Source organism: Marinobacter sp. 3-2 (assembly GCF_003751355.1).
GTDB classification, from domain to species: Bacteria; Pseudomonadota; Gammaproteobacteria; order Pseudomonadales; family Oleiphilaceae; genus Marinobacter; species Marinobacter adhaerens.
On sequence record NZ_RJUQ01000011.1, the window covers coordinates 394,641 to 415,608 of the forward strand.

The window sequence follows — 20,968 nt, forward strand, 5'->3', positions numbered from 1 at the left end:
CCTGGCGGGCGTTTTTGTGTCTGCCATACCCAAGCAATTACAATTTGATACAAGCACACTCTGAAATCTTTGGAAAAATCGCCGATACTCCATGAAGATATCGCGAACCTGAACCATACTTGGAAACAACCATCAGGGTGAGCCCCCACGCACATCACCCAAAGTGCGACACCTTTGCCCTGAACCTTGCAGATCAGCGGCTCTGCAAAAACCGGAACAAGACAGGCTTGAATGCAAAACTCCTTCGAGGTTGAACATCGCCTGGGCTATCGAATCTTACGGTGGATTCTTGCGGTGGCCCTTGCCAGTGGCGTCGTTGTCAGTGCCATACAGGTCATCCTGGACGCCCAACGTGTGTCCAGGGGGCTGGATAGCGATGCCAAGCAAACCATCGCGATGGTGAAAGACGCAGCCACCCAGGCGGTGTTCAGCATCGACGCCGAGCTCGCGCAACAAGTCGTGGACGGCCTTTTCGCCAAGGAAGCCGTCCATATGGCCCGCATCGTCCACCCTGACGGCGACCCACTGGGAGATCGCAGCCGGCCACTCCAGGAAACCGCTTTCCGCCCGGTCACCGATCCGATTTTCGACGCCGACCGGCTCTATCGGGAACCGCTTTTCCGCGAGGGTAATCCGGAAGACGTCTACGGCTTTCTTGACGTTCACTACGACACTGCAGCAGCGGCCCGCACCTGGTTGGACAGGGCGGCTGTCACTTTCGCTTCCGGCATGGCCACAGCTCTCATTCTCGGCATGGTGTTGTTCTATGTATTCCACCTGCTCCTGACGCGCCCCCTCCTCCGAATTGTCAATTCCGTGAGGCAGGTGGATCCTGCGCACCCGGATGACCGCCTGGTCACCACGCCATCCGGCCACCAGAGCGATGAACTCGGCCTCTGGGTCAACGCTACCAACAACCTTCTGGTGGCCATTGGCGACAGCCAGAAACGCCATCGCGAGGCGGAGGACCGGGTGAGCCGTCTCTCACGTTACGACCAGCTCACTGGCCTGCCCAGCCGGGATACCTTCATGGAGTTGTTGGTGCGGGATATTGAGGATGCCGCCAGGCGCAACGCCCAACTGTCGCTGATTGTCTGCGGCATCGACGATTTCAAATCGGTGAACGAGCAATGCGGTTTCCGGTCCGGGGACCTTATTCTACAAACCGTTGCCGACCGCCTGACCAACAAACTGGACAATGCCCGCTTCACCATTGCACGCCTCGGCAGCGACCAGTTCGTGGTTGTCCAGAAAGGACTTCGGGACGGGTTCCAGGCAGCAGACACAGCTGAGCGAATCCTGGCCTGTGTCAATGAGCCCATGCTGGTCGAAGACCAGAACATCTCAATCAGCGCCACCCTGGGGGTTGCTCTTTACCCCTCCGACACCAGCAAGGCAGACCGACTGCTTCAGAGTGCCGAACAGACCATGACCCTGGCCAAGCAGAACGGTCACAACCACTTCCAGTTCTATGTCGCCAGCATTGACCAGGAAATCCGGGACCGGAAGCAACTGGAAAAGGATTTGTCCCAGGCTCTTGGTAATCACCAATTTCATCTGGTTTACCAGCCCCAGATTAATCTGGAGAGCAAACGGGTAATCGGGGCAGAGGCATTGTTACGTTGGGAGCACCCGACTCGTGGCACGGTTCCCCCCGACTTCTTTATCCCGGTGGCCGAAGCAAACGGCTCTATCGTGGAAATTGGCCAGTGGGTTCTGGACCAGGCTTGTTGGCAGGCAGCTCGCTGGGCCTCGGACGGCTCGCCGCTTCGTATTGCTGTTAATCTCTCGGCCGTTCAGCTGCGCCAGGAAAGCATTGTCGATGATATTCTCGATACCCTGCGACGACACAAGATACCGGCCGGGCGGCTGGAGCTGGAGGTAACAGAAACCAGCTTCATGACCAACCTGTCAGACGCCGTAGCCAAACTCCACAGACTCAACAAAGCGGGAATAAGCATCGCGGTGGACGACTTTGGAACCGGCTACTCGTCACTGACCTACCTCAAACAGATGCCGGTACAGCATCTGAAGATCGACAAACAGTTTATCCGCGATCTGCTGGTCAATGAGGAAGATACCCGAATCGCCAATACCATCATCGACCTTGGCAAGAGTCTGAACCTGTCAGTGGTTGCTGAAGGGGTGGAAACGGCAGAGCAGGAATATTACCTGAGCCAGCGTGGCTGCAAGCTCGCCCAGGGCTATTTTTTCAGCAAGCCGTTGCCGCCGCGTGAATTTGAGACCTTCGTTAAAGGTTTTCACGAGCAGATCGTGGAAAATAACCTCTGAACCACTACCTCTAGGAGTTGCCATGGGAACCACTGTTATCGGCCTGATCGTTATCGCCGTCGTTGTTTTCTATCTGGTCTTTATCTACAACCGCCTGGTTTCCCTGCGCAACCAGTTCAAAAACGGGTTTGCCCAGATTGATGTTCAACTGCAGCGTCGGCACGACCTTATTCCGAATCTTGTGGAAGCGGCAAAAGCCTATCTGACCCACGAAAAAAGCACCCTCACCCAGGTGATGGAAGCCCGTAACAATGCGGTCAGCGCCCAAAAAGACGCCGCCAAGGATCCTGGCGATGGAACCAAGATCCAACGCCTGGGCAGCGCCGAAAACCTGCTCACCAAGGCGCTCGCAAATTTCTACGCCGTGGCCGAGAACTATCCGGAGCTGAAGGCCAACGAAACCATTCAGCAACTGATGGAAGAACTCTCCAGCACCGAGAACCGGGTCGCCTTTGCCCGCCAGGCCTATAACGACGGCGTCATGAGCTACAACATCTTCCGGGAGCAGTTCCCGAATAATGTTATCGCCGGCATGTTTGCGTTCAAGGAAACGTCGCAACTGGAACTGGAATCACCGGAAGCCCGTCAGGCACCGAAAGTGGCCTTCTGAGGCCCTGAATCATGGCTCATCCCGGTTTCTTTCAGCGCCAGGCCCACGCCCGGCGCAACACCACTCTGCTGGTTTTTCTTTTCCTGACGGCGGTCGCGTTTATCACGCTTGCCGTCTGCCTTGTGGGTTATTTTGTAACCCGTAGTGAATCCTCCGGTCTTGCGTTCCACCACTGGCTGCTCTCCAATCATGGCCTGTTGACCGCCGTTACGGTTGTCTCCCTGATTGTTCTGGGCTCCCTTCTCCGCTGGGTTGATCTGGCCGGTGGTGGCGACCGGGTCGCCAAAATGGTTGGCGCCAGGCCCATTGACCCCGATACCCGCGACAGTGACGAGCGCAAACTGCGCAACATCGTTGAGGAAATGGCTATTGCCAGTGGTGTCTCGGTGCCGGAACTCTATGTGATGGATCAGGAAACCGGCATCAACGCTTTTGTGGCCGGCTACACTCCCGGTGAGGCCGTCATGGTCGTCACCCACGGCGCCATCACCCAGTTATCCCGAGACGAACTGCAAGGCGTGGTCGCCCATGAATTCAGCCATATTTTCAACGGCGACATGCGGCTGAACGTTCGGCTCATTGCCCTCCTTGCCGGCATCCTGATGATCGGACAGATTGGCGGCTTTCTACTGCGCGCATCCCTCTACCGCGGCCACCGGGTGGGTCGATCACGGGACGGTCGGGCCCAGGCGGCCATGGGCATCATTGGTCTGGCCCTTTTTGTGATTGGCTATGTGGGCGTTTTCTTCGGCCGGCTGATACAGGCGGCGGTCTCCAGGCAACGCGAAATGCTGGCAGACGCATCCTCCGTGCAATTTACCCGCAATCCCGAAGGCATTGCCGGAGCGCTGTTCAAGATCGGAATGAAGGGCGGCTACCTGGACACAACCAGCCACGCCAGCGACATGAATCACATGTGTTTTGGCGAAAGTGCGCGGATGAAGTTCACCTCTTTGCTGGCATCCCACCCGCCCATAGATGAGCGAATCAATGCCATTCAGCCCGGCATGCTGGCCAGATTGCGAAGCCGACTCAGGGATACCGAACCAGGCGCCGATCTCTACCGGGGAGGCTCTGGAGCACCAGAAGCGGGCGCGTCCGGGTTCAGTGGCGCGGCAACCGACATACTCGAGCCGGTTACCGGCAGGAGTGGCAGAACCTCACCGCTTGCGTCCAGCCCGGAAAAAACCATAAAACCGGCCCGGAAATTTTCAGATCAGGTCGGCACTATCAACCGGCAAAGCGAAGATTTCGCCCTGCGTTTTCTAGAACGCCTGCCAGCCACCTTCCGAAACCTGCTGTACACCCGGGCCGGGGCCACGCAGCTCTGCTATGCCATGCTGATCAGCGAGCTGCCGCGTCCACAGCAAACGGAACGGCTGAACCTGCTGCCGGCACACCCGGTATTGGGCAGCCAGCCGGATCTACTCGAGAAACTGCTGCCGGCACTGAAAACCATCGGCGATGGCGTCCGTTTCCCTGCCCTGGAACTGGCCATGCCTGCCCTTCGCAAGCTCGACCCGGAAGAGCGGGAGTTGCTCATTACCAATGTCCAGAAACTGGTGGCGGCGGATAACCGGGTTACCCTGTTTGAACTCGCTCTGACAAGCTTCCTGTCACGCCACCTGGGCGACGAAGCAGCCAGAGTGGTACCGGTGCGCTATAAGAGCTACAAACCGGTCATGCCGGCCCTCCAGAGGCTCCTGAGCTTGATGGCAAGGGCTGGGTCTGAGTCCCAATCTGACGCCGAGAAGCTCTATCGGGAGGCCATGGCCGGCTTCATGAATGCAAAGGATGGAGTGGAGCCGGTTCTGGAAAAAGTCACCATGCGCCAGCTACGGGAAGCGTTGACCGCGTTGAACGGTCTTTCACCGCTGCTGAAACCGGCAATCATCGATGCCTGTGGGCACTGCATTACCTGCGACGGGAAAGTGGAAACCCGGGAGTACGAACTGATGCGGCTGGTGGCGGACCAGATGGATTGCCCGATGCCGCCACTGGCTGTCTGAGCGCTTACTGTACCCGGGTGCTGCCGTCTTCAAACAGCGCGTCCACTGTCGGACGCTGCTCTTCGGTGGGGATACCCAGCTTCTCCCGGATGTTCAGATTGACGTCCCAAAGCTGATTGAACTTGTCGGAAGTAGCCGCAACGGCCTCTTCCTTGCCCAGCATGATTTTGGGGCGCAGGAACACCAGCAGGTTGCGCTTCACCCGGCGCTCCGATTCGGAGGAGAACAGGCGACCAACGAACGGGATGTCACCCAGCAGGGGCACCTTGCTCTTGTTGACCTGGTAATCATCCCGGGTCAAACCGCCCAGCACAATGGTCTCACCATCATCCGCCAGTACGGTGGTCTTGATTTCCCGCTTGTTGGTGACGATATCCGAGGCGTTCTCGATGCTGTCTGCCACGCTTTCTGTGGTCTGCTCCACCACCAGACGCACCAGGCCGTCGGCACTGATGGTCGGGGTAACCTTGAGGGTCAGACCGATATCGCGACGCTCGATGGTGGTGAATGGATTGGTGGTGCCATCGCCGGTGACGGTGGACTGGCCAGTACGGAAAGGCACGTTCTGGCCCACGATGATCTCGGACTCCTGGTTATCCAGGGTAATGATGCTTGGCGTGGACAACAGGTTTGCAGCGGCAGACGTGGACAGTGCCTGAAGGAGAACCCCCCAGCTCACTCCATTTTCGTTCCGTTGGCCGGCGCCGATGGTGATACCACCGGTAGCCGGCGTGATGGCGGATCCGGTCAGAATCGCGCTGAGCACCTCACCCAGGCTGCGACCCACGTTACCGAAATTGGTGCCGGCAACCGGCGTGGATTCGCCGGACTCGTCACCGACCGCAACCTGGACACCCAAATCCTGGCCCAGTTCGTCGCTGATCTCGACAATTGCCGCCTCAATCATCACCTGGGCACGGCGCACGTCCAGCGCCGCAACAATCTGTTCGGCTTCCTGCATCAGGGATGGCTCACCCCTTACCACCAGCGCGTTCAGGCCCTCATCCGCAAACACGGCAAAGCTGCTTTGCGGTTTGGCGGCACCGCCGCCTCCCGAACCGGTACCTTCTTTCACCAGCTCGCCCATCACACCCTTAAGGATCTCAGTCAGGTTTTTGGCGTCGGCGTGTTTCAGCCTCAGGACCTTGGTGGTGCCGCCGGTGGCAGAGGGCTGGTCCAGCTGTCGAATCAGGCCGCGCATCTTTTCGCGGAAGGTCTCATCGCCCCGCAGGATAAGGCGGTTGCTGCGTTCATCTGCTGTGACGCTGTATTTTCTGGCAGCATTGTCGCCGCCGGCCCGGCCGAGTTCATCCGGGGCCAGTTCCTGCAGAAGGGTCACCATATCACCCACCCAGGCTTCCTGAAGCTGGATGACTTCCACTTCGTATTTGGACGGGCTATCCAGCTCCCGGACAATCTGCTCGATGCGCTGGATATTGGACGAGTGATCGCTGATGATCAGCGCGTTGGCGGCGGCCACCCCGGCCAGATGGCCGTATTTCGCCACGAGGGGGCGCAGAATCGGCACCAGCTCCAGGGCGTTGGCGTTGTCAATCTGGATAACCCGCGTGATCAGCTGCTCGGAGGGGGTTTCGGGAAAGCGCTCCAGAATCTCCGCCGACTGTTTGGCGTCAACCTGTTGCACCACCTTGATCACTTCTGCGCCCGGGATGGCGGTAAAACCGTGAACATTCAAGACCGCCAGGAACAGATCGTAGATTTCGTCCTTGTTCATGGGCGCGCTGGAGAGCACCGTTACCTTGCCCTTCACCCTGGGATCCACCACAAAACTGTACCCGGTAATGTCCGCGACCTGGGTCACGAACGCACGGATATCGGCGTCTTTCAGGTTCAGCCGCCATGTCTCGGCTTCCTGCCCATACGCCATGGACATAAAGGGAAGGAGAAAAAGCAGGACAATGGCCCGCAAAACATTGATCTTGTGGTTATACATCTGGCGATTTCGTCCTGTTTCGATGAACCCGGTCAGCGCCACTGCTCGGGTATGGCATAACTGATGGTGAGGATGGATCCGTCACGCTCGATTTCTATCTCCAGCTGGGCCTGGCCGCGCCAGTTCTCAAGCAGGGCCTTATCCTGGCTGATATCGCCCAGCCGCTGACCGTTGATAGCCGTTATCACGTCCCCGGCCTGCAGGTTGACGGCGTTAAGCATGGCGTTAGAGCCGTCATACACGTAACCGGACATGCCGCTATTGTCCACCGGGCTCAACCCGAAAGGCGCCAGTGCGGCAATGCCCTGGCTGTCAATCTGTTCACGGGCGCTGGCCAGGAACTCATCCGGTGATGATTCTGCAGGCTCCTCGGTCACTTCTGCAACCAGTTCAGACGACTGTTCCTCGAAAGTCAGGGATTCGTATCGCCCACCCCGACGAATCAGAACACGCCCGGGTTCCACTTCGGCCAGCTCGGCATTGCCGGGTAGCATCTCCCCTACCCGGTAATATGCGGTTTCTCCATTGCTCCCAGCAACTATAGCACCGGAGTCCTCCGGGCGCTGTGCGACAAGTACCCCTTCCAGCCGGAGCCGAAGCCGGGTTTCCGGAGCCGAGCGGCGAACCGCATCGGCCACCTCGACCGGTCGCTCAGACCGCCCGAAGAAATCGTAAACGGCTATGGACGTCGTCAAACGGCTACCGCCTGACAGACTGCCTGCACCGGCTGCGACCGGCGCGTCTGGCACCGGCCGGTCGTCCCAGGCGTATAACCAGGTCATCCGGGCGAGAGTGTTGGCCAAATACACCACCAGCACCAACAGCAACAGGTTGGCGAGGATCCGGGAAATCCGGCTCTGGGCCGGAATACTCAACAGCGCCATATTATCTTGCCCCCGGTACGAGAGGCTGGCGTACCCGGAATACGACATCACCCGGGCTGGCAGAATCCGGCCAGGGCTGGCCGGCGAGATCCACCATACGCTTGTAGACACGCAGTTCCATCATTCCGTTCCAGAACACGGTGGCATCTGCTGCTGGCCCCTGGCCGCCCTGCTCGGAGACTGTCAGCGCCACACCACCCTGGGAGGTATCCATCGTCGCCTGCATGGGCGGAAACTCGGCCTGCCCACGCTGGCTACCCATTGGCCAGGTCACCAGGCCGCCATCCCAGCGCCCCAGGCCTTCCGCCCGCGTAATCCGGTTATCGGCCCAAGCCATATTCAGACGGTCAATCATGACTTCGCCTTCAATCATGGCGCCGCCGCTCTGGAGGATCAGTTCCTCAAACTCGGCCACCGTGATCCGTCCGCTGGCATCAAGCTGGGCACTGGCCGGCCAGCCCACCGTAACATCGCCGTTGAGCGAGGATTGCGACGATTCCAGTGAAATTCGGGCTGGCCATTCCAGACTCGTGACCGACGGCATATAAAGGCGCCAGTCAACACGCACCGGGAAACCGGCCACCACAACCCCGGCTTCGCCATCCCAGAGTTTGCCGGCAACCTGCTGAACCTTTACCTGGGGAGGCAGAGATACATGGGCAGAGGCTTGCTGCCAGACCCATCCCGCAGGAACCAGAAAGACCAGTGACAGCAGATAAACCAGAGCGCCCAGCAGCAGGAGCAGAAATACCTTGCCGGGGCGGAGAAAGGATTTGGGTTCAGCGTCACTCATTCGGCGTTGCACAGATAATGGACCGGAAGCCGAGTCTAGCAAAGCCATGGGGCAAGTTCATGACAAAAAAACAAAAACCCCGCGTTGGCGTGAACCAACGCGGGGTTTTTCAGGGGCCGAGATCAGGCCGGCATTACATCATGCCGCCCATGCCTCCCATGCCGCCCATTCCACCCATGTCCGGCATACCGCCGCCGGCAGACTCGTCCTGTGGCTCATCCGCAACCATCGCCTCGGTGGTGATGATCAGGGAAGCCACAGAAGCGGCCGCCTGCAGAGCGGAACGGGTGACCTTGGCAGGATCCAGGATACCCATTTCCAGCATATCGCCGTAGGCTTCGGTCGCGGCGTTGTAGCCGAAGGAACCTTCGCCTTCGCGAACCTTGGCAACCACAACAGAAGACTCACCGCCTGCGTTGTAAACGATCTGGCGCAGAGGAGCTTCCATGGCACGGCGCAGAATGTTAACACCGGCTTTCTGCTCTTCGTTGATGGCGTCTACCTTGTCCAGGGCCGCAATGGCACGGATCAGGGTTACACCACCGCCCGGTACGATGCCCTCTTCAACCGCGGCGCGGGTAGAGTGCAGCGCGTCTTCAACGCGGGCCTTCTTCTCTTTCATTTCCACTTCGGAACCGGCACCAACCTTGATAACGGCAACACCGCCAGCCAGCTTGGCAACACGCTCCTGCAGCTTTTCCTTGTCGTAGTCGGAAGAGCTGTCTTCGATCTGCTTGCGGATCTGCTCAACGCGAGCTTCGATGTCCGCCTGCGCACCAGCACCGCCAATGATGGTGGTGTTTTCCTTGGTGACGTTCACACGCTTGGCTGTGCCAAGGTCATCCAGGGTGGTGTTCTCAAGAGTCAGGCCGACTTCTTCGGAGATTACGGTACCACCGGAAAGAATCGCGATGTCCTGCAGCATTTCCTTGCGACGGTCACCGAAGCCAGGCGCCTTGACAGCGTTTACCTTGACGATGCCACGCATGTTGTTCACTACCAGAGTGGCAAGCGCTTCACCCTCGATGTCTTCAGCAATGATCTGCAGCGGCTTACCAGCCTTGGCTACAGCTTCCAGCACCGGCAGCAGCTCGCGGATATTGGAGATCTTCTTGTCGACCAGCAGGATGTACGGGTCTTCCAGCTCGGCAGACATGTTGTCCTGGTTGTTGATGAAGTACGGAGACAGGAAGCCACGGTCGAACTGCATACCTTCAACCACGTCCAACTCGTCTTCCAGGCCTCGGCCTTCCTCAACGGTAATAACGCCTTCCTTGCCAACTTTTTCCATTGCATCGGCGATGATCTTACCGATGGTATCGTCACCGTTGGCAGAGATAGTGCCTACCTGAGCGATCATCTTGCTGTCGTCACAGGGCTTGGCCATATCACGGATTGCCTTCACGGCTTCCGTTGTGGCCTTGTCGATGCCGCGCTTCAGATCCATCGGATTCATGCCGGCAGTAACTGCCTTCACGCCCTCGTTAACGATGGACTGAGCCAGAACGGTTGCGGTAGTGGTACCATCACCGGCGGTGTCGTTGGCCTGGGAAGCCACTTCTTTCACCATCTGGGCGCCCATGTTCTCGAACTTGTCAGACAGTTCGATTTCCTTGGCTACGGAAACACCATCTTTAGTGATGGTCGGCGCGCCGAAGGACTTTTCCAGAACCACGTTACGGCCTTTCGGGCCGAGGGTCACTTTAACCGCGTCTGCCAGTACATTGACGCCCGCGACCATGCGCTTACGTGCGCTATCACCGAATCTAACGTCTTTTGCTGCCATGTCTTCTATTCCTGTTCGTTAAACCGAAGTTGTTGAATCAATCGGATTAATGAGAGTTCGTGCGATTCGCCTCAGCGATCACTCAAGCACACCGTAGATATCGCTCTCGCTCATGATGAGGAGCTCTTCGCCATCGATCTTGACGGTGTTCCCGGCGTACTGGCCGAAGACCACGGTGTCACCCACCTTGACCGCCAGTGAGCGGGTTTCGCCGTTTTCCAGGATGCGACCGTTACCAACGGCAATTACCTCGCCCTGGGAAGGCTTCTCTTTGGCGTTACCCGGCAGCACGATGCCACCCGCAGTTTTCTCTTCTTCTTCCTTACGGCGCACGACAACACGATCGTGTAGCGGACGAATTTTCATTGCTCGGTTTCTCCAATAGTCAGATTAATGTGGCAATGACATTGTTGATGTAGGTCGGACAGGCAACGCCTGGTCCGACAAATTGCCCGGCTGGATAACCAACTGTTTTCAGTGGAAATCAGCCCGCAGCGAACTTGTGGTTTCTATTTGGGGTAGCTGGCAGGTGTTTTCAACACCCCGGAGAGAAAATTTTTTCACTTTTTTTCGATCCGGTCCCGATCGGATTCCGTCTCATCCTGGTACTCGCCTTCGATGATGTCGCCATTGCTGTCCCGATCAAAAGGCCGCTGCCGGCGGAACGGGTTCTCCTGGCCGCCAAACGGATCCTGCCCGAACGGATTGGACCCACCACCGGCGCGAAAATAGAAGCTGCTGCCACGGCTTTGCCCAGCAACGACCATGCGCTTGAGCGCCTGTGCTGCAAGCCAGTGGCGCGTTCCGGGGATCAGGCACAGAAACCCGACCGTGTCGGTAATAAAGCCAGGTGTCAGCAATAGCGCACCACCAATCGCAAGGATCAGCCCCTCAGCCACCTCCTTGGCCGGCAATTCGCCACTGTTCAGTCGCTGATTGGCCTTCAAAAGCGTTGCCAACCCCTGCTGGCGAAGGAGCCAGGCGCCGATCACGGCGGTCAACAACACCAACCCGACGGTATTGAGTACACCAATCATGCCACCTACCTGGATCAACACCGCCATCTCGGCAATCGGCATGATTATGAATAGAAAAAGAAACACGGACATCGGGACCTCAGGGTCTGAGCAGGAATTTCAGAAGGTCTGGTATACTCGCAGTCCTTCCGTATCTAACAAGAAGCCACATTCATGGCTCTACGCACCAGCCATACCGGTGAAAAGACGCACAGCAACTGTAAAACCACTTGATAACAGTAGTTAGGGCAAAACATGAAACTTCAAGATTCCGTGATTGCAATCACTGGCGGCGGCCAGGGCCTTGGCCGCGCCATGGGCGAATACCTTGCAGCCAAAGGAGCAAAAATTGCGCTGATCGACCTGATGCCGGAGAAGCTGGACGAAGCCGTCACCGCCTGCGTGGCGGCGGGCGCCGAAGCCAGAAGCTACGTCTGCAACGTTGCGAAAGAGGAAGAGGTAGAAAAAACCTTCGAGGCCGTCGTAAAAGACTTCGGCCACCTCAACGGCCTGGTTAACAATGCCGGTATCCTCCGGGACGGGCTTATGGTCAAAGTGAAGGATGGCGAAGTTGAGCGCCGCATGGAGCTGTCCCAGTGGCAGGCGGTTATCGACGTAAACCTTACCGGCGTATTTCTCTGCGGCCGCGAAGCAGCGACCCACATGATCAAGAACGGCGACCAGGGTGCGATCATCAACATCGCCTCCATCTCTCGCGCCGGCAACATGGGCCAGAGCAACTACTCCGCTGCCAAGGCCGGTGTCTCTGCCCTGGTTCCGGTCTGGGCTAAGGAACTCGCCCGCTACGGCATCCGCTGCGCAGGTATCGCCCCGGGCTTTATCGAGACCGAAATGACCGCCTCCATGAAACCGGAAGCCCTGGAAAAAATGACGGCCGGCATTCCGCTCAAGCGCATGGGCAAGCCCGAAGAGATTGCTTCGGCTGCGGCGTTCATTTTTGAGAACGACTATGTATCAGGGCGGATGATTGAAGTGGATGGGGCTCTGCGGCTCTAACGGGTCGAGCTACCATTGAGTGGGGCGCCCAGAGCGCCCCACTACCATCGAAACCGAGACATCGAAACCCGCCCGTCGGTAACTTCGACACCTTCAGCTTCAAGCCGACTGACCTGCTCCTCAAATTTCTCGGACCCCACGGGAAAGGCAATCTGGCCGTTACTGCGAATCACCCGATACCAGGGCACGACATGTCCTTCCGGCAACTTGCCCAAGGCTTTTCCGATGTACCTCGCCTGCCGGCCCAACCCTGCCATCTCTGCAACCTGGCCGTAACTGACCACCTTTCCCTCTGGGACAGCCAGTACGACTTGCCAGATTTTCTGGTCTTTGGTCGGCTCGGACATCAAGGGCTCACCGCTTCTGCATCAGACTTCGATTCATTGCGCGGCGCCAACGCATCCAGTCGATGGCCATTTCGGATCATGAAAATGGCCAACAGAATCGCAGGCACGCCCATTATGCCGGCCACCAGGAAGAATTCGGCGTAACCAAAGCCCGCCACGACAATGCCGGAGAACCCACCGAGAAACTTGCCAGGCAGAGTCATCAGAGAACTGAACAGTGCGTACTGCGTAGCCGTGAACGAGGCACTGGTCATGCTGGAGAGCCAGGCAATCAGGGCAACATTGGCAATGCCGCCACTGAGGTTATCGGCGCTCACCACGGCGGCCAGGGTAATGATGTTGGGCGGGTACTGGGCCAGAACGACAAACAGAAGATTGGTGGCGGCGGTCATGATTGCGCCAAGCAGGAGAATCCGGCGAACCCCGTAGCGAACCACCATTACACCGCCGACCAGCGAGCCGGCAATGGTCATGAAGAAGCCAAAGATCTTGGTGACATCCGCCACCTGGGTTTTGCTGAAACCCATGAAGTCCAGGTAGAAGGGATTGGCCATAACGCCCATGGCGATGTCGGAGATCCGGTAAACGGCCACCATGAGCAGGATAACCAGAGCCAGCTCTTTGTAACGGCGAAAGAAATCGAGAAACGGGCCGGCCACGGCGGCGTAGAACCAACCAACCAGTCTTGCCAGGCGGGGATTCAGATGCGTTAGCTTGGCGGCCTCCTGTTCGATCTTGTGGGCAATGTCCTGGGCGGCGGCAAAGTGGTTCACGCTGGGCTCGCGAACAATGAGCACCGTGAGCGCGCCAACTCCCACCAGGGCCGCCATGACTTCATAGGACACCTGCCAGGACCAGAATTCCGCCAGGTAAAGAGCACCGGCGCCGGCAACCAGAAGCGCCAGACGGTAGCCAAAGATGTACGTAGCGGCGAGGGCGGCCTGGAGCCGTTCCTCGGCAATCTCGATGCGGTAAGCATCAATGGCCACGTCCTGGGTGGCAGAGGAGAACGCCACCAGCAGGCCACAAAGGGCCATCATTTCCGGCGCTGCCGTGGCATCCACGTGAGCCATCAAGTAAAGCCCTGTGGCGATACCTGCCTGCGCAAAGATAATCCAGCTTCGCCGCTTACCCAGCAGCCGGTCGAGCAGAGGCAGTTTCAGACGGTCCACCACCGGCGCCCAGAACACCTTGATGGAGTAGGTAATGCCAAGCCAGCTGAAGAACCCGATGGTGGCGGTTTCCACCCCGACATCCGCGAGACGGGCATTCAGCGTGGAAAACACCAGCAGGAACGGCAGCCCCGCCGAAAAGCCCAGGAATAGCAGGGCAATCACCTGCCAACGGGTATAGGTATGGAGCGTGTCCCGGATCAGGGTCAGGCGGGTGCCGGTTAAGATGGTGAAGCCTCCGGATCAGTCGCGGAAATTATTGAACTGCAGCGGGATATCCAGCTCAGCTTCCCTGAGCATGGCAATGGCTTCCTGAAGATCATCCCGTTTCTTGCCGGTCACCCGCACCTTGTCGCCCTGGATACTGGCCTGGACCTTCATCTTCTGGTCCTTGATCATCTTCACGATCTTCTTGGCCATATCGGTTTCAATGCCCTGCTTCAGCAGCAGGTGCTGTTTAACCAGCTTGCCGGACTTGCTGTCGCCATCCTCAGCCAGCGCTCGCGCATCGATATTACGCTTGGCAAACGCCATACGCAGCATATCCAGCAACTGTTCCAGCTGGAATTCCTGCTCGGCACTGATGGTAATGCCCTTGTCGTCCAGCTCAATGTCGGCTTCAACGTTCTTGAAGTCCCAGCGATTGCCCAGCTCCCGCTTGGCCTGGTCGACCGCATTGGTGACTTCGTGCATATCGATTTCTGAAACAATGTCAAAAGAAGGCATGGTCGTTATTCTCCAACAGGGTAAGAAGGTATACTTCTTCAATTTGCTGGGGATGATACCAACCCCAAGCATCTCCCGCACCTGACAACGGACTGGTAAAAGTAGATAACAATGCCAAATCTGGACCTTCCCATCCTCGTAGTAGACGACGCGAAATTCAGCAGTATGGTGGTTGGCCGCACGCTGCGAAATGCCGGATATCGCGACGTACGCATCGTGAATAACGCACCGGAAGCCCTGCAGTTAATCGAACAGCGCCCGGTAAGCGTTCTGATTGCCGACTGGCTGATGCCCGAGATGGATGGCCTTGAGCTGACGGACCAGGTGCGACAACAGGACGAACAGAACAATCACTACACTTACGTGATCCTGCTCACGGCACGGGAAAGCGTCGAGGCGCTTTCAGAAGCCTTCGACCGGGGCGTAGACGACTTCATCTACAAGTCCGACATGACCAAGCAGCTGATCCCCCGCATCTTCGCGGCAGACCGAATGGCTGACCGCCAGAACACTCTGCTGCGGGCCAACTCCCTGCTCATCGACAATAATCGGGAACTGGAATCTACCAACATCATTGATCTGGAAACCGGTCTCTGCAACACCAAATACGGTCGCGAGCGGCTGACCAAGATGCTGCGCCACGCTGAATCCCGAGGCGGCAGTTCTGCCTATGTACTGTGCGGCATTCGCAACTGGCAGGAACTGAAGCGCAAACACCCGCCCACGGTGATGAGCGAACTGGCCATCGGCATTGCCCGCCGACTGAGCACCCTGATTCGCCCCATTGATGCCCTGTGCCGCGTTGGCGACAACCAGTTCGCCATCATTGCCTACTTCCCGAACAGCGATCACTGCACCACCACCGCCTTCCGGCGCGTGTTCGACGGCATCAACCACAAGGCCCTGAAAACCACGGCCGGCTATATTTCCGTGGAAGCCGGCATGGTGTTGTGCAAAGCCGACGCCCAGAACGGCACACCCTCGATCCAGGATATGGAACGGGCAGCGGTGCAGGGGCTGGTGGATGCCTACGATACGCGTCGGTTTACCGAGACTGCGCCGGAGATCGGAGCGACCGCCTGAAGTGGCGACACACTCGGTAACACTGATACACACTTCACAAACAGACAGGAAAGGCCGGACGACTTATTCTGCGATTGTGGATTTAAGCAGTATCCCCCATGGTGGAGGAGCCGAGTAGTACCTCCGCCGCCATATGGGGAATCGAATCCACCGGATTAACGAATTTTTCAGGCACTTTCGTTCTTTCCTTGTTTTTTGGGCCAGCTTTTCAGCTGGCCTTTTTATTTTCTGCTCCAGACGTTTCCGCACCAGTTCCGTTATACTCCGGCTATAACGACTCCAAAAACAGTGCTGTAACCATGAAAACCCTCGGAACCGCCTCTGTCGCCGCCCTGCGCCAATACGTTCGTGCTGCCGAATCCGCCGGCGTGGATATCAATCGCCTTTTCGACCAGGCCGAACTGGACCAGAACATCCTGGACACCGACGACGGCCGCATTAACGGCGAGCAGTTCCAGCACTTTATCCGTTTATTGTGCGAACAAACCGGCAACCCGATCCTGGGCCTGGAAACTGGCGACTTCGTTCAACCCGGCTCCTACAGTGTGCTTGGCTACATCACCATGAGCTGCGCCACCCTCGGCGAAGCCGTGGCACGCATTGCGCCGTTCGAAAAACTCGTTGGAGACATGGGCACCACCAGCCTCGCCATGAAAGGCGACGACATCAAACTGACCTGGAACTGCAACTACACCGATCCTGTCGTTCGGCCGCAACTGGTGGATAACGTGTTTGCCTCCTGGGTGAACTACGCCCGCTGGCTTGCGGACAATCAGGAGGCGTCACCCAGCTCGGTAAAACTCCGCCGGGCCTCTCCGGGTTCAGAATTTGAAAAGGCCTATCAGGAACGCTGGCACTGCATGGTCACGTTCTCAGCAGATGAAGACAGCATCACCCTCAAGAAAAGCCTGCTGGAAACCCGCTTGCGGCAACCGGACCCTCTCCTGCGCAAAACCCTGGAAGCCCATGCCCTGAGCCAACTGGCCTCCCTGGATACCGACAGCGACCTGACTTCGAAGGTCCGCCATAGCATTCAACAACAACTGATGCACGGCATTACCCGGCAAGACATGGTGGCGGAAGACCTGGGAATGACGAGCCGAACCCTGCAGAGAAAACTCGGCCAGGAAGGCGTGTCGTACCAAAAACTATTAGATGAAGTGCGGCAAAAAATGGCCGAAGACTATCTTCGCAACAGCGAGTTGGCCATTCCGGATATTGCACTGAGGCTGGGATACAGTGAAACCACGTCGTTTCACAGGAAGTTCAAGGCGGTAACGGGGAAAACGCCCGGAGAATTCCGGGCGTCCGTAGAGCAGACTTAAAGCTTGCGGCCTTTGCCAGCGGCAATCCGCAGACGCAGCGCATTCAGCTTGATGAAGCCTTCTGCATCCTTCTGATCGTATGCACCCTGATCTTCCTCAAAGGTGGCGATCTTCTCGTCGAACAGCGAATCCTCAGATTTACGGCCAACCACGTCCACATTGCCCTTGTAGAGCTTCAGACGAACAGTGCCGTTCACATAATTCTGGGTCTGATCAATCAGCGCCTGCAGCGCCTCACGCTCCGGCGACCACCAGTAACCGTTATAGATCACCTCGGCATAGCGCGGCATGATGCTGTCTTTCAGGTGCGCTACTTCGCGATCCAGGGTAATGGACTCAATAGCACGGTGGGCACGCAGCATGATGGTGCCGCCCGGGGTCTCGTAACAGCCGCGGGACTTCATGCCCACGTAGCGGTTCTCCACGATATCCAGACGGCCAATGCCGTTGGCACCCGCCAGCTTGTTCAGGGTTTCCAGAACCAAGTGGGGCTTCATGTCCTGACCATCGATGGCAACAATATCGCCCTTCTTGTAGGTCAGCTCAACGTAGGTCGGCTCATCCGGCGCGGCTTCCGGAGACACACTCCAGCGCCACATATCTTCCTCGGCTTCCGCCCAAGGATCTTCCAGATTGATGCCTTCGTAGGAAATGTGCAGCAGGTTGGCATCCATGGAGTACGGGCTCTTGCCCTTCTTCATTTCCACCGGGATGTTGCGCTCTTCGCAGTACTTCAGCAGCTTCTCGCGGGAATTCAGGTCCCACTCACGCCAGGGTGCAATCACCTTTACTCCCGGCTTCAACGCATAAGCACCAAGCTCGAAACGCACCTGGTCATTGCCCTTACCGGTTGCGCCGTGGGAAATGGCGTCGGCGCCGGTTTCATTGGCGATATCGATCAAACGCTTGGCAATCAGAGGACGGGCAATGGACGTACCCAGAAGGTACTCACCCTCGTAGATGGTGTTCGCGCGGAACATCGGGAACACGTAATCGCGCACAAACTCCTCGCGCAGGTCCTCGATGTAGATTTCCTTAACGCCCAACGCCTCGGCTTTCGCTCGCGCCGGCTCAACTTCCTCGCCCTGGCCGATGTCGGCGGTAAACGTTACCACCTCACAGTTGTAGGTATCCTGCAACCACCGAACGATTACGGAAGTATCCAGGCCACCGGAATAGGCCAGCACCACCTTTTTGATATCAGACATGCCCTTGCTCCAGACTGAACAGAATGGATGTGTTGAAAATAAGGGCAGTATTGTACGGGAGAGCGGGGGGAATGGCTATTGGGCCGGGGTATTACCCAGCCCAATAACCGGGGATAGCATGGCAATCAGGTATTCGCTTCAGACAGCCTGCTGTTGGCCGCCTACGGCTTCCTCGCGAATGCCGTCCCAGCCTTCTTTGATGGCCCGGAGCAGATCGGCAACCTCATCAAGCTTGGCAACGTCATTCTTTGAATTCGCCTCGAACAGGGTCCGCTCCATGTAGTCATAGAGACCTTCCAGACGAACAGCCAGATCGCCACCCTTCTCAAAGTCCAGGAAGCTGCGCAGGCCGCCGATGATCTCAATTGCCTTGGAGATCAACTTGCCCTTGCCTTCGTAATCCTTCGCCTGCATCCGCGCCTTTGCCATGTTGATGCGCTCAAGGGCACCGTTGTACAAAAGCTGAATCAGCTTGTGAGGGTCGGCATCGGTGATGCTGGTTTGGGTGTTTACGCGCTGGTATGCCTGTAAACCGTTCATATCAGACCTCTTCGTTCGCTAACCGGCTAACGCCGATCAGTTGTTGTTCCGGTTGTTTTGGGGTGCAAGCGCGGCAAGCTGCTGGCTTACGTAATCCTGGGTGCTATTTAGCTGGGAAATCAGAGAGTCTGCAGCCGTAAACTGACTGACCAACCGCTCACGATAAGCTGCAATACGCTCTTCCAGTCGCGCCTGGTTCTCCTGAATCTGCTCAAGATCACGGTTAAGGCTCTCGGTGCGAGCTTCCAGAGCCCCATCGGCGCCGACAAAGCTGGTCACAAGATCAACCGTTCGCTCCGCCACGCCTTCCACAAAGGTAATGGAGCCACGGCTTCCGGTCTGATCGCCCAGAATCCGAACCTGTAGACCAGAGGCACCGCCATTGCCGTTATCAAGAAACAAAACCTGACCATCCCCTTGGGCTGTACGCCCACCTATCGTACCGGCGACGTCAGAACCGGCAGTTCCAGTGGCAACAGACAGGCCATAGGCAGATCCATCTTCCAAAGAAGTAATGCTTACGTTCGACTCGCTGCCATATTGGGAGGAAGTAAAGGTCAATTCCCCCCCGGTTCCAACGCTTACCTGTACTGATGAACCGGCCGCATTAAGCGCGTTATTTGCATTGAGCTGGGACTGAATTTCGTTGGCCAACTCCTGAGCGGAGTTATACGTTTGTTGCGTCAACTGCACGCTGACCGAGGTCTCGCCGTTGACCTGAAACGTAAGCTCGTCGTTCGTTCCGTCGACAGTTAGCGGAGAAGTAACCGCAGAGGAACCCACCAGACTACCCTGAGTCGCGGCCTGGGTGATGTTGATAGCGTACTCCCCGGGTTCGGTATTCACGCCACTCCGAACAAATTCCACCTGAGTGTCACTTGCCCGCCCCTGCTCAGCAAACAAAGCTGTTACATCATCAGGGTTGTTCTTAAGCTGCTCTTCAAACTTCGCCCGGTCAAACTCAAGGCCGCCAGTCTCGAAGTTAGTGGTAATGCCAACGTCGGCGAGGCTTCGAACACTTGCGCCTTCCAGTCCCGGAACAACCCGGGTCAAGATTTGGCGCAGCTGGTTCTGGATACCCCGGACGGTACTATCACCGGTGAGAAGGCCCCCAACGCCAGCCTCAGCGTTGAAGCCGGCAAGGCTATCAATTGTCCCCTGCAGGGAATTGAATTTGTCTACGAATCCCGCAACACGATCCGCTACAGCGCCATAGTCTTGCTGAACCTTAACAATGGACGTTCCAGTCGCTGCGATATCGAAAGTAAGACCATCAATAACATTCTCGAAGTTATTGGTAGAACGAGTAACTTCAACTCCGTTGATCTTCATGACAGCGTCAGAGGCGGCGATCGTCTCATTCAATCCAGAATCGGCATCCATTCCAGAGTTAAACGCAAACCGCGAAAGCCCCTGGTTATCCGTATCGGTACCGCCAGAGTCACCTGAAACAGAAATACTTACAGCATTGTCTGTGCCCGTCTCATCGGCAGACAGAACCAGCTGGAAACCATTGCCTGTATCGATGACACCAGCGGATACACCAGCATCCGCCTCATTAATAGCGTTGGCCAGCCCCTGAAGCGTGTCATTGCTGTTATCAATGGTGATATTCGTCGTGTTGTTGCCAACAGAGAGAGTCAGTGTGCCCTGGCCAACGCTCGTCGAGTCCCGGTCCGCAAAAACATCTCGAGACGCAAGTGCCTGGGCACTGGCCAAACTGGTCACTTCCACGCTGTAAGTGCCGCGATTGGCTCTGGCACTGTCGACGGATACAGCAATGTCTTCATTCGAAGAATTCGCTGAAAAAGCCTTCATATTATCGGGCGCGCTCAACTGCCGCATCGGGAGACGGAGCTCGGTGATGGCACTGCGCAACTGCCCATAGGCCGAGATCAGCGCTTGAGTCTGTTCTGTTTTCTGGGCAAGACGGTTTTCAGTCGGCGCCCGTTCGGCCTGGACCAACTGATCAACCAGGTCAGACGTCAAAACGCCGGAACCGATACCTAAAGATGAAATACTTGCCATAACCGTGCCTCCTCAAGGGGGCGAATCAACTCACTGTTCAAGTTATCGGCAAAATGCGGCAAAACTTTGCCTTTTTCTTTTCCCGATTTGTAACCGCTTGTAAAAAACAAGCTTATCTCATAACGCAGAGCACCGCCGGACCCTATCGGGTGCGGCGGTGCTGAAATACCGATGCTTA

At 57.2% G+C, this 20,968-nt stretch carries 18 protein-coding genes; 6 read left to right on the forward strand and 12 right to left on the reverse strand.

Going from position 1 to position 20,968, the window contains the following annotated elements; translation table 11 throughout:
- The first annotated feature begins 231 nt into the window (after positions 1-231).
- The 3 genes from EDB94_RS03635 to EDB94_RS03645 are packed head-to-tail and all read left to right on the forward strand — an operon-like array spanning position 232 to position 4,911.
- The gene (locus EDB94_RS03635; RefSeq protein WP_008171375.1) at positions 232-2,292 is read left to right on the forward strand and encodes a bifunctional diguanylate cyclase/phosphodiesterase; all 2,061 of its coding nucleotides are present in this window, start codon (positions 232-234) and stop codon (positions 2,290-2,292) included.
- A 22-nt stretch (positions 2,293-2,314) separates the two neighbouring features.
- The gene (locus EDB94_RS03640; RefSeq protein WP_014577658.1) at positions 2,315-2,902 is read left to right on the forward strand and encodes a LemA family protein; all 588 of its coding nucleotides are present in this window, start codon (positions 2,315-2,317) and stop codon (positions 2,900-2,902) included.
- A gap of 11 nt (positions 2,903-2,913) precedes the next feature.
- Positions 2,914-4,911 (forward strand): M48 family metallopeptidase, encoded by a 1,998-nt coding sequence (locus EDB94_RS03645; RefSeq protein WP_108017468.1) that lies wholly within the window; start codon positions 2,914-2,916, stop codon positions 4,909-4,911.
- Between the two features lie 4 nt (positions 4,912-4,915).
- On the opposite strand, the gene gspD is transcribed toward EDB94_RS03645, so the two are convergent.
- The 6 genes from gspD to EDB94_RS03675 all read right to left on the reverse strand — a co-directional run bounded on the left by gspD (position 4,916) and on the right by EDB94_RS03675 (position 11,437).
- On the reverse strand, positions 4,916-6,865 hold the full coding sequence (gene gspD, locus EDB94_RS03650) for a type II secretion system secretin GspD (protein WP_108017925.1): 1,950 nt from the start codon (positions 6,863-6,865) through the stop codon (positions 4,916-4,918).
- A gap of 32 nt (positions 6,866-6,897) precedes the next feature.
- On the reverse strand, positions 6,898-7,749 hold the full coding sequence (locus EDB94_RS03655; protein WP_008171367.1) for a type II secretion system protein N: 852 nt from the start codon (positions 7,747-7,749) through the stop codon (positions 6,898-6,900).
- A gap of 1 nt (position 7,750) precedes the next feature.
- Entirely contained in the window at positions 7,751-8,542 is a 792-nt protein-coding gene (gene gspN / locus EDB94_RS03660; RefSeq protein ID WP_108017469.1) for a type II secretion system protein N, read from the reverse strand.
- A 133-nt stretch (positions 8,543-8,675) separates the two neighbouring features.
- Positions 8,676-10,328: a chaperonin GroEL gene (groL, locus tag EDB94_RS03665; RefSeq protein ID WP_008171364.1), complete on the reverse strand. Its 1,653-nt coding sequence runs from the start codon at positions 10,326-10,328 to the stop codon at positions 8,676-8,678.
- A 78-nt stretch (positions 10,329-10,406) separates the two neighbouring features.
- Positions 10,407-10,694 (reverse strand): co-chaperone GroES, encoded by a 288-nt coding sequence (gene groES / locus EDB94_RS03670; protein WP_008171363.1) that lies wholly within the window; start codon positions 10,692-10,694, stop codon positions 10,407-10,409.
- Positions 10,695-10,888: 194 nt separating this feature from the next.
- Positions 10,889-11,437 (reverse strand): FxsA family protein, encoded by a 549-nt coding sequence (locus EDB94_RS03675; protein ID WP_108017470.1) that lies wholly within the window; start codon positions 11,435-11,437, stop codon positions 10,889-10,891.
- A 162-nt stretch (positions 11,438-11,599) separates the two neighbouring features.
- Here EDB94_RS03675 and EDB94_RS03680 point away from each other — a divergent pair, with 162 nt between their 5' ends.
- Positions 11,600-12,361, forward strand: coding sequence for an SDR family oxidoreductase (locus EDB94_RS03680; RefSeq protein WP_108017471.1), 762 nt, complete (start codon positions 11,600-11,602; stop codon positions 12,359-12,361).
- A 41-nt stretch (positions 12,362-12,402) separates the two neighbouring features.
- Here the strand turns inward: EDB94_RS03680 and EDB94_RS03685 are convergent, their stop codons facing one another.
- From EDB94_RS03685 to EDB94_RS03695, 3 genes are all read right to left on the reverse strand, one after another.
- Positions 12,403-12,708, reverse strand: coding sequence for an MGMT family protein (locus EDB94_RS03685; RefSeq protein ID WP_062782100.1), 306 nt, complete (start codon positions 12,706-12,708; stop codon positions 12,403-12,405).
- Positions 12,708-14,045 (reverse strand): AmpG family muropeptide MFS transporter, encoded by a 1,338-nt coding sequence (locus EDB94_RS03690; RefSeq protein ID WP_181259001.1) that lies wholly within the window; start codon positions 14,043-14,045, stop codon positions 12,708-12,710. The genes EDB94_RS03685 and EDB94_RS03690 overlap by 1 nt, the downstream gene beginning before the upstream one ends.
- A 78-nt stretch (positions 14,046-14,123) precedes the next feature.
- The gene (locus EDB94_RS03695; protein WP_008171349.1) at positions 14,124-14,606 is read right to left on the reverse strand and encodes a YajQ family cyclic di-GMP-binding protein; all 483 of its coding nucleotides are present in this window, start codon (positions 14,604-14,606) and stop codon (positions 14,124-14,126) included.
- Positions 14,607-14,717: 111 nt separating this feature from the next.
- Between EDB94_RS03695 and EDB94_RS03700 the strand changes: the two genes are divergently transcribed.
- Together EDB94_RS03700 and EDB94_RS03705 are read left to right on the forward strand one after the other, a co-directional pair.
- Positions 14,718-15,689, forward strand: coding sequence for a response regulator (locus tag EDB94_RS03700; protein WP_108017472.1), 972 nt, complete (start codon positions 14,718-14,720; stop codon positions 15,687-15,689).
- A 299-nt stretch (positions 15,690-15,988) separates the two neighbouring features.
- Entirely contained in the window at positions 15,989-17,014 is a 1,026-nt protein-coding gene (locus EDB94_RS03705) for an AraC family transcriptional regulator (protein WP_108017927.1), read from the forward strand.
- Here the strand turns inward: EDB94_RS03705 and EDB94_RS03710 are convergent.
- The 3 genes from EDB94_RS03710 to fliD all read right to left on the reverse strand — a co-directional run bounded on the left by EDB94_RS03710 (position 17,011) and on the right by fliD (position 20,790).
- Complete coding sequence (locus tag EDB94_RS03710; RefSeq protein ID WP_041645340.1) at positions 17,011-18,222, reverse strand: argininosuccinate synthase; 1,212 nt, start codon at positions 18,220-18,222, stop codon at positions 17,011-17,013. The two genes, EDB94_RS03705 and EDB94_RS03710, sit on opposite strands and share 4 nt — an antisense overlap.
- A gap of 138 nt (positions 18,223-18,360) precedes the next feature.
- Positions 18,361-18,762, reverse strand: a complete 402-nt coding sequence (gene fliS, locus EDB94_RS03715; protein WP_108017473.1) for a flagellar export chaperone FliS — start codon at positions 18,760-18,762, stop codon at positions 18,361-18,363.
- Between the two features lie 36 nt (positions 18,763-18,798).
- The gene (fliD, locus tag EDB94_RS03720) at positions 18,799-20,790 is read right to left on the reverse strand and encodes a flagellar filament capping protein FliD (RefSeq protein WP_108017474.1); all 1,992 of its coding nucleotides are present in this window, start codon (positions 20,788-20,790) and stop codon (positions 18,799-18,801) included.
- Positions 20,791-20,968: the final 178 nt, after the last annotated feature.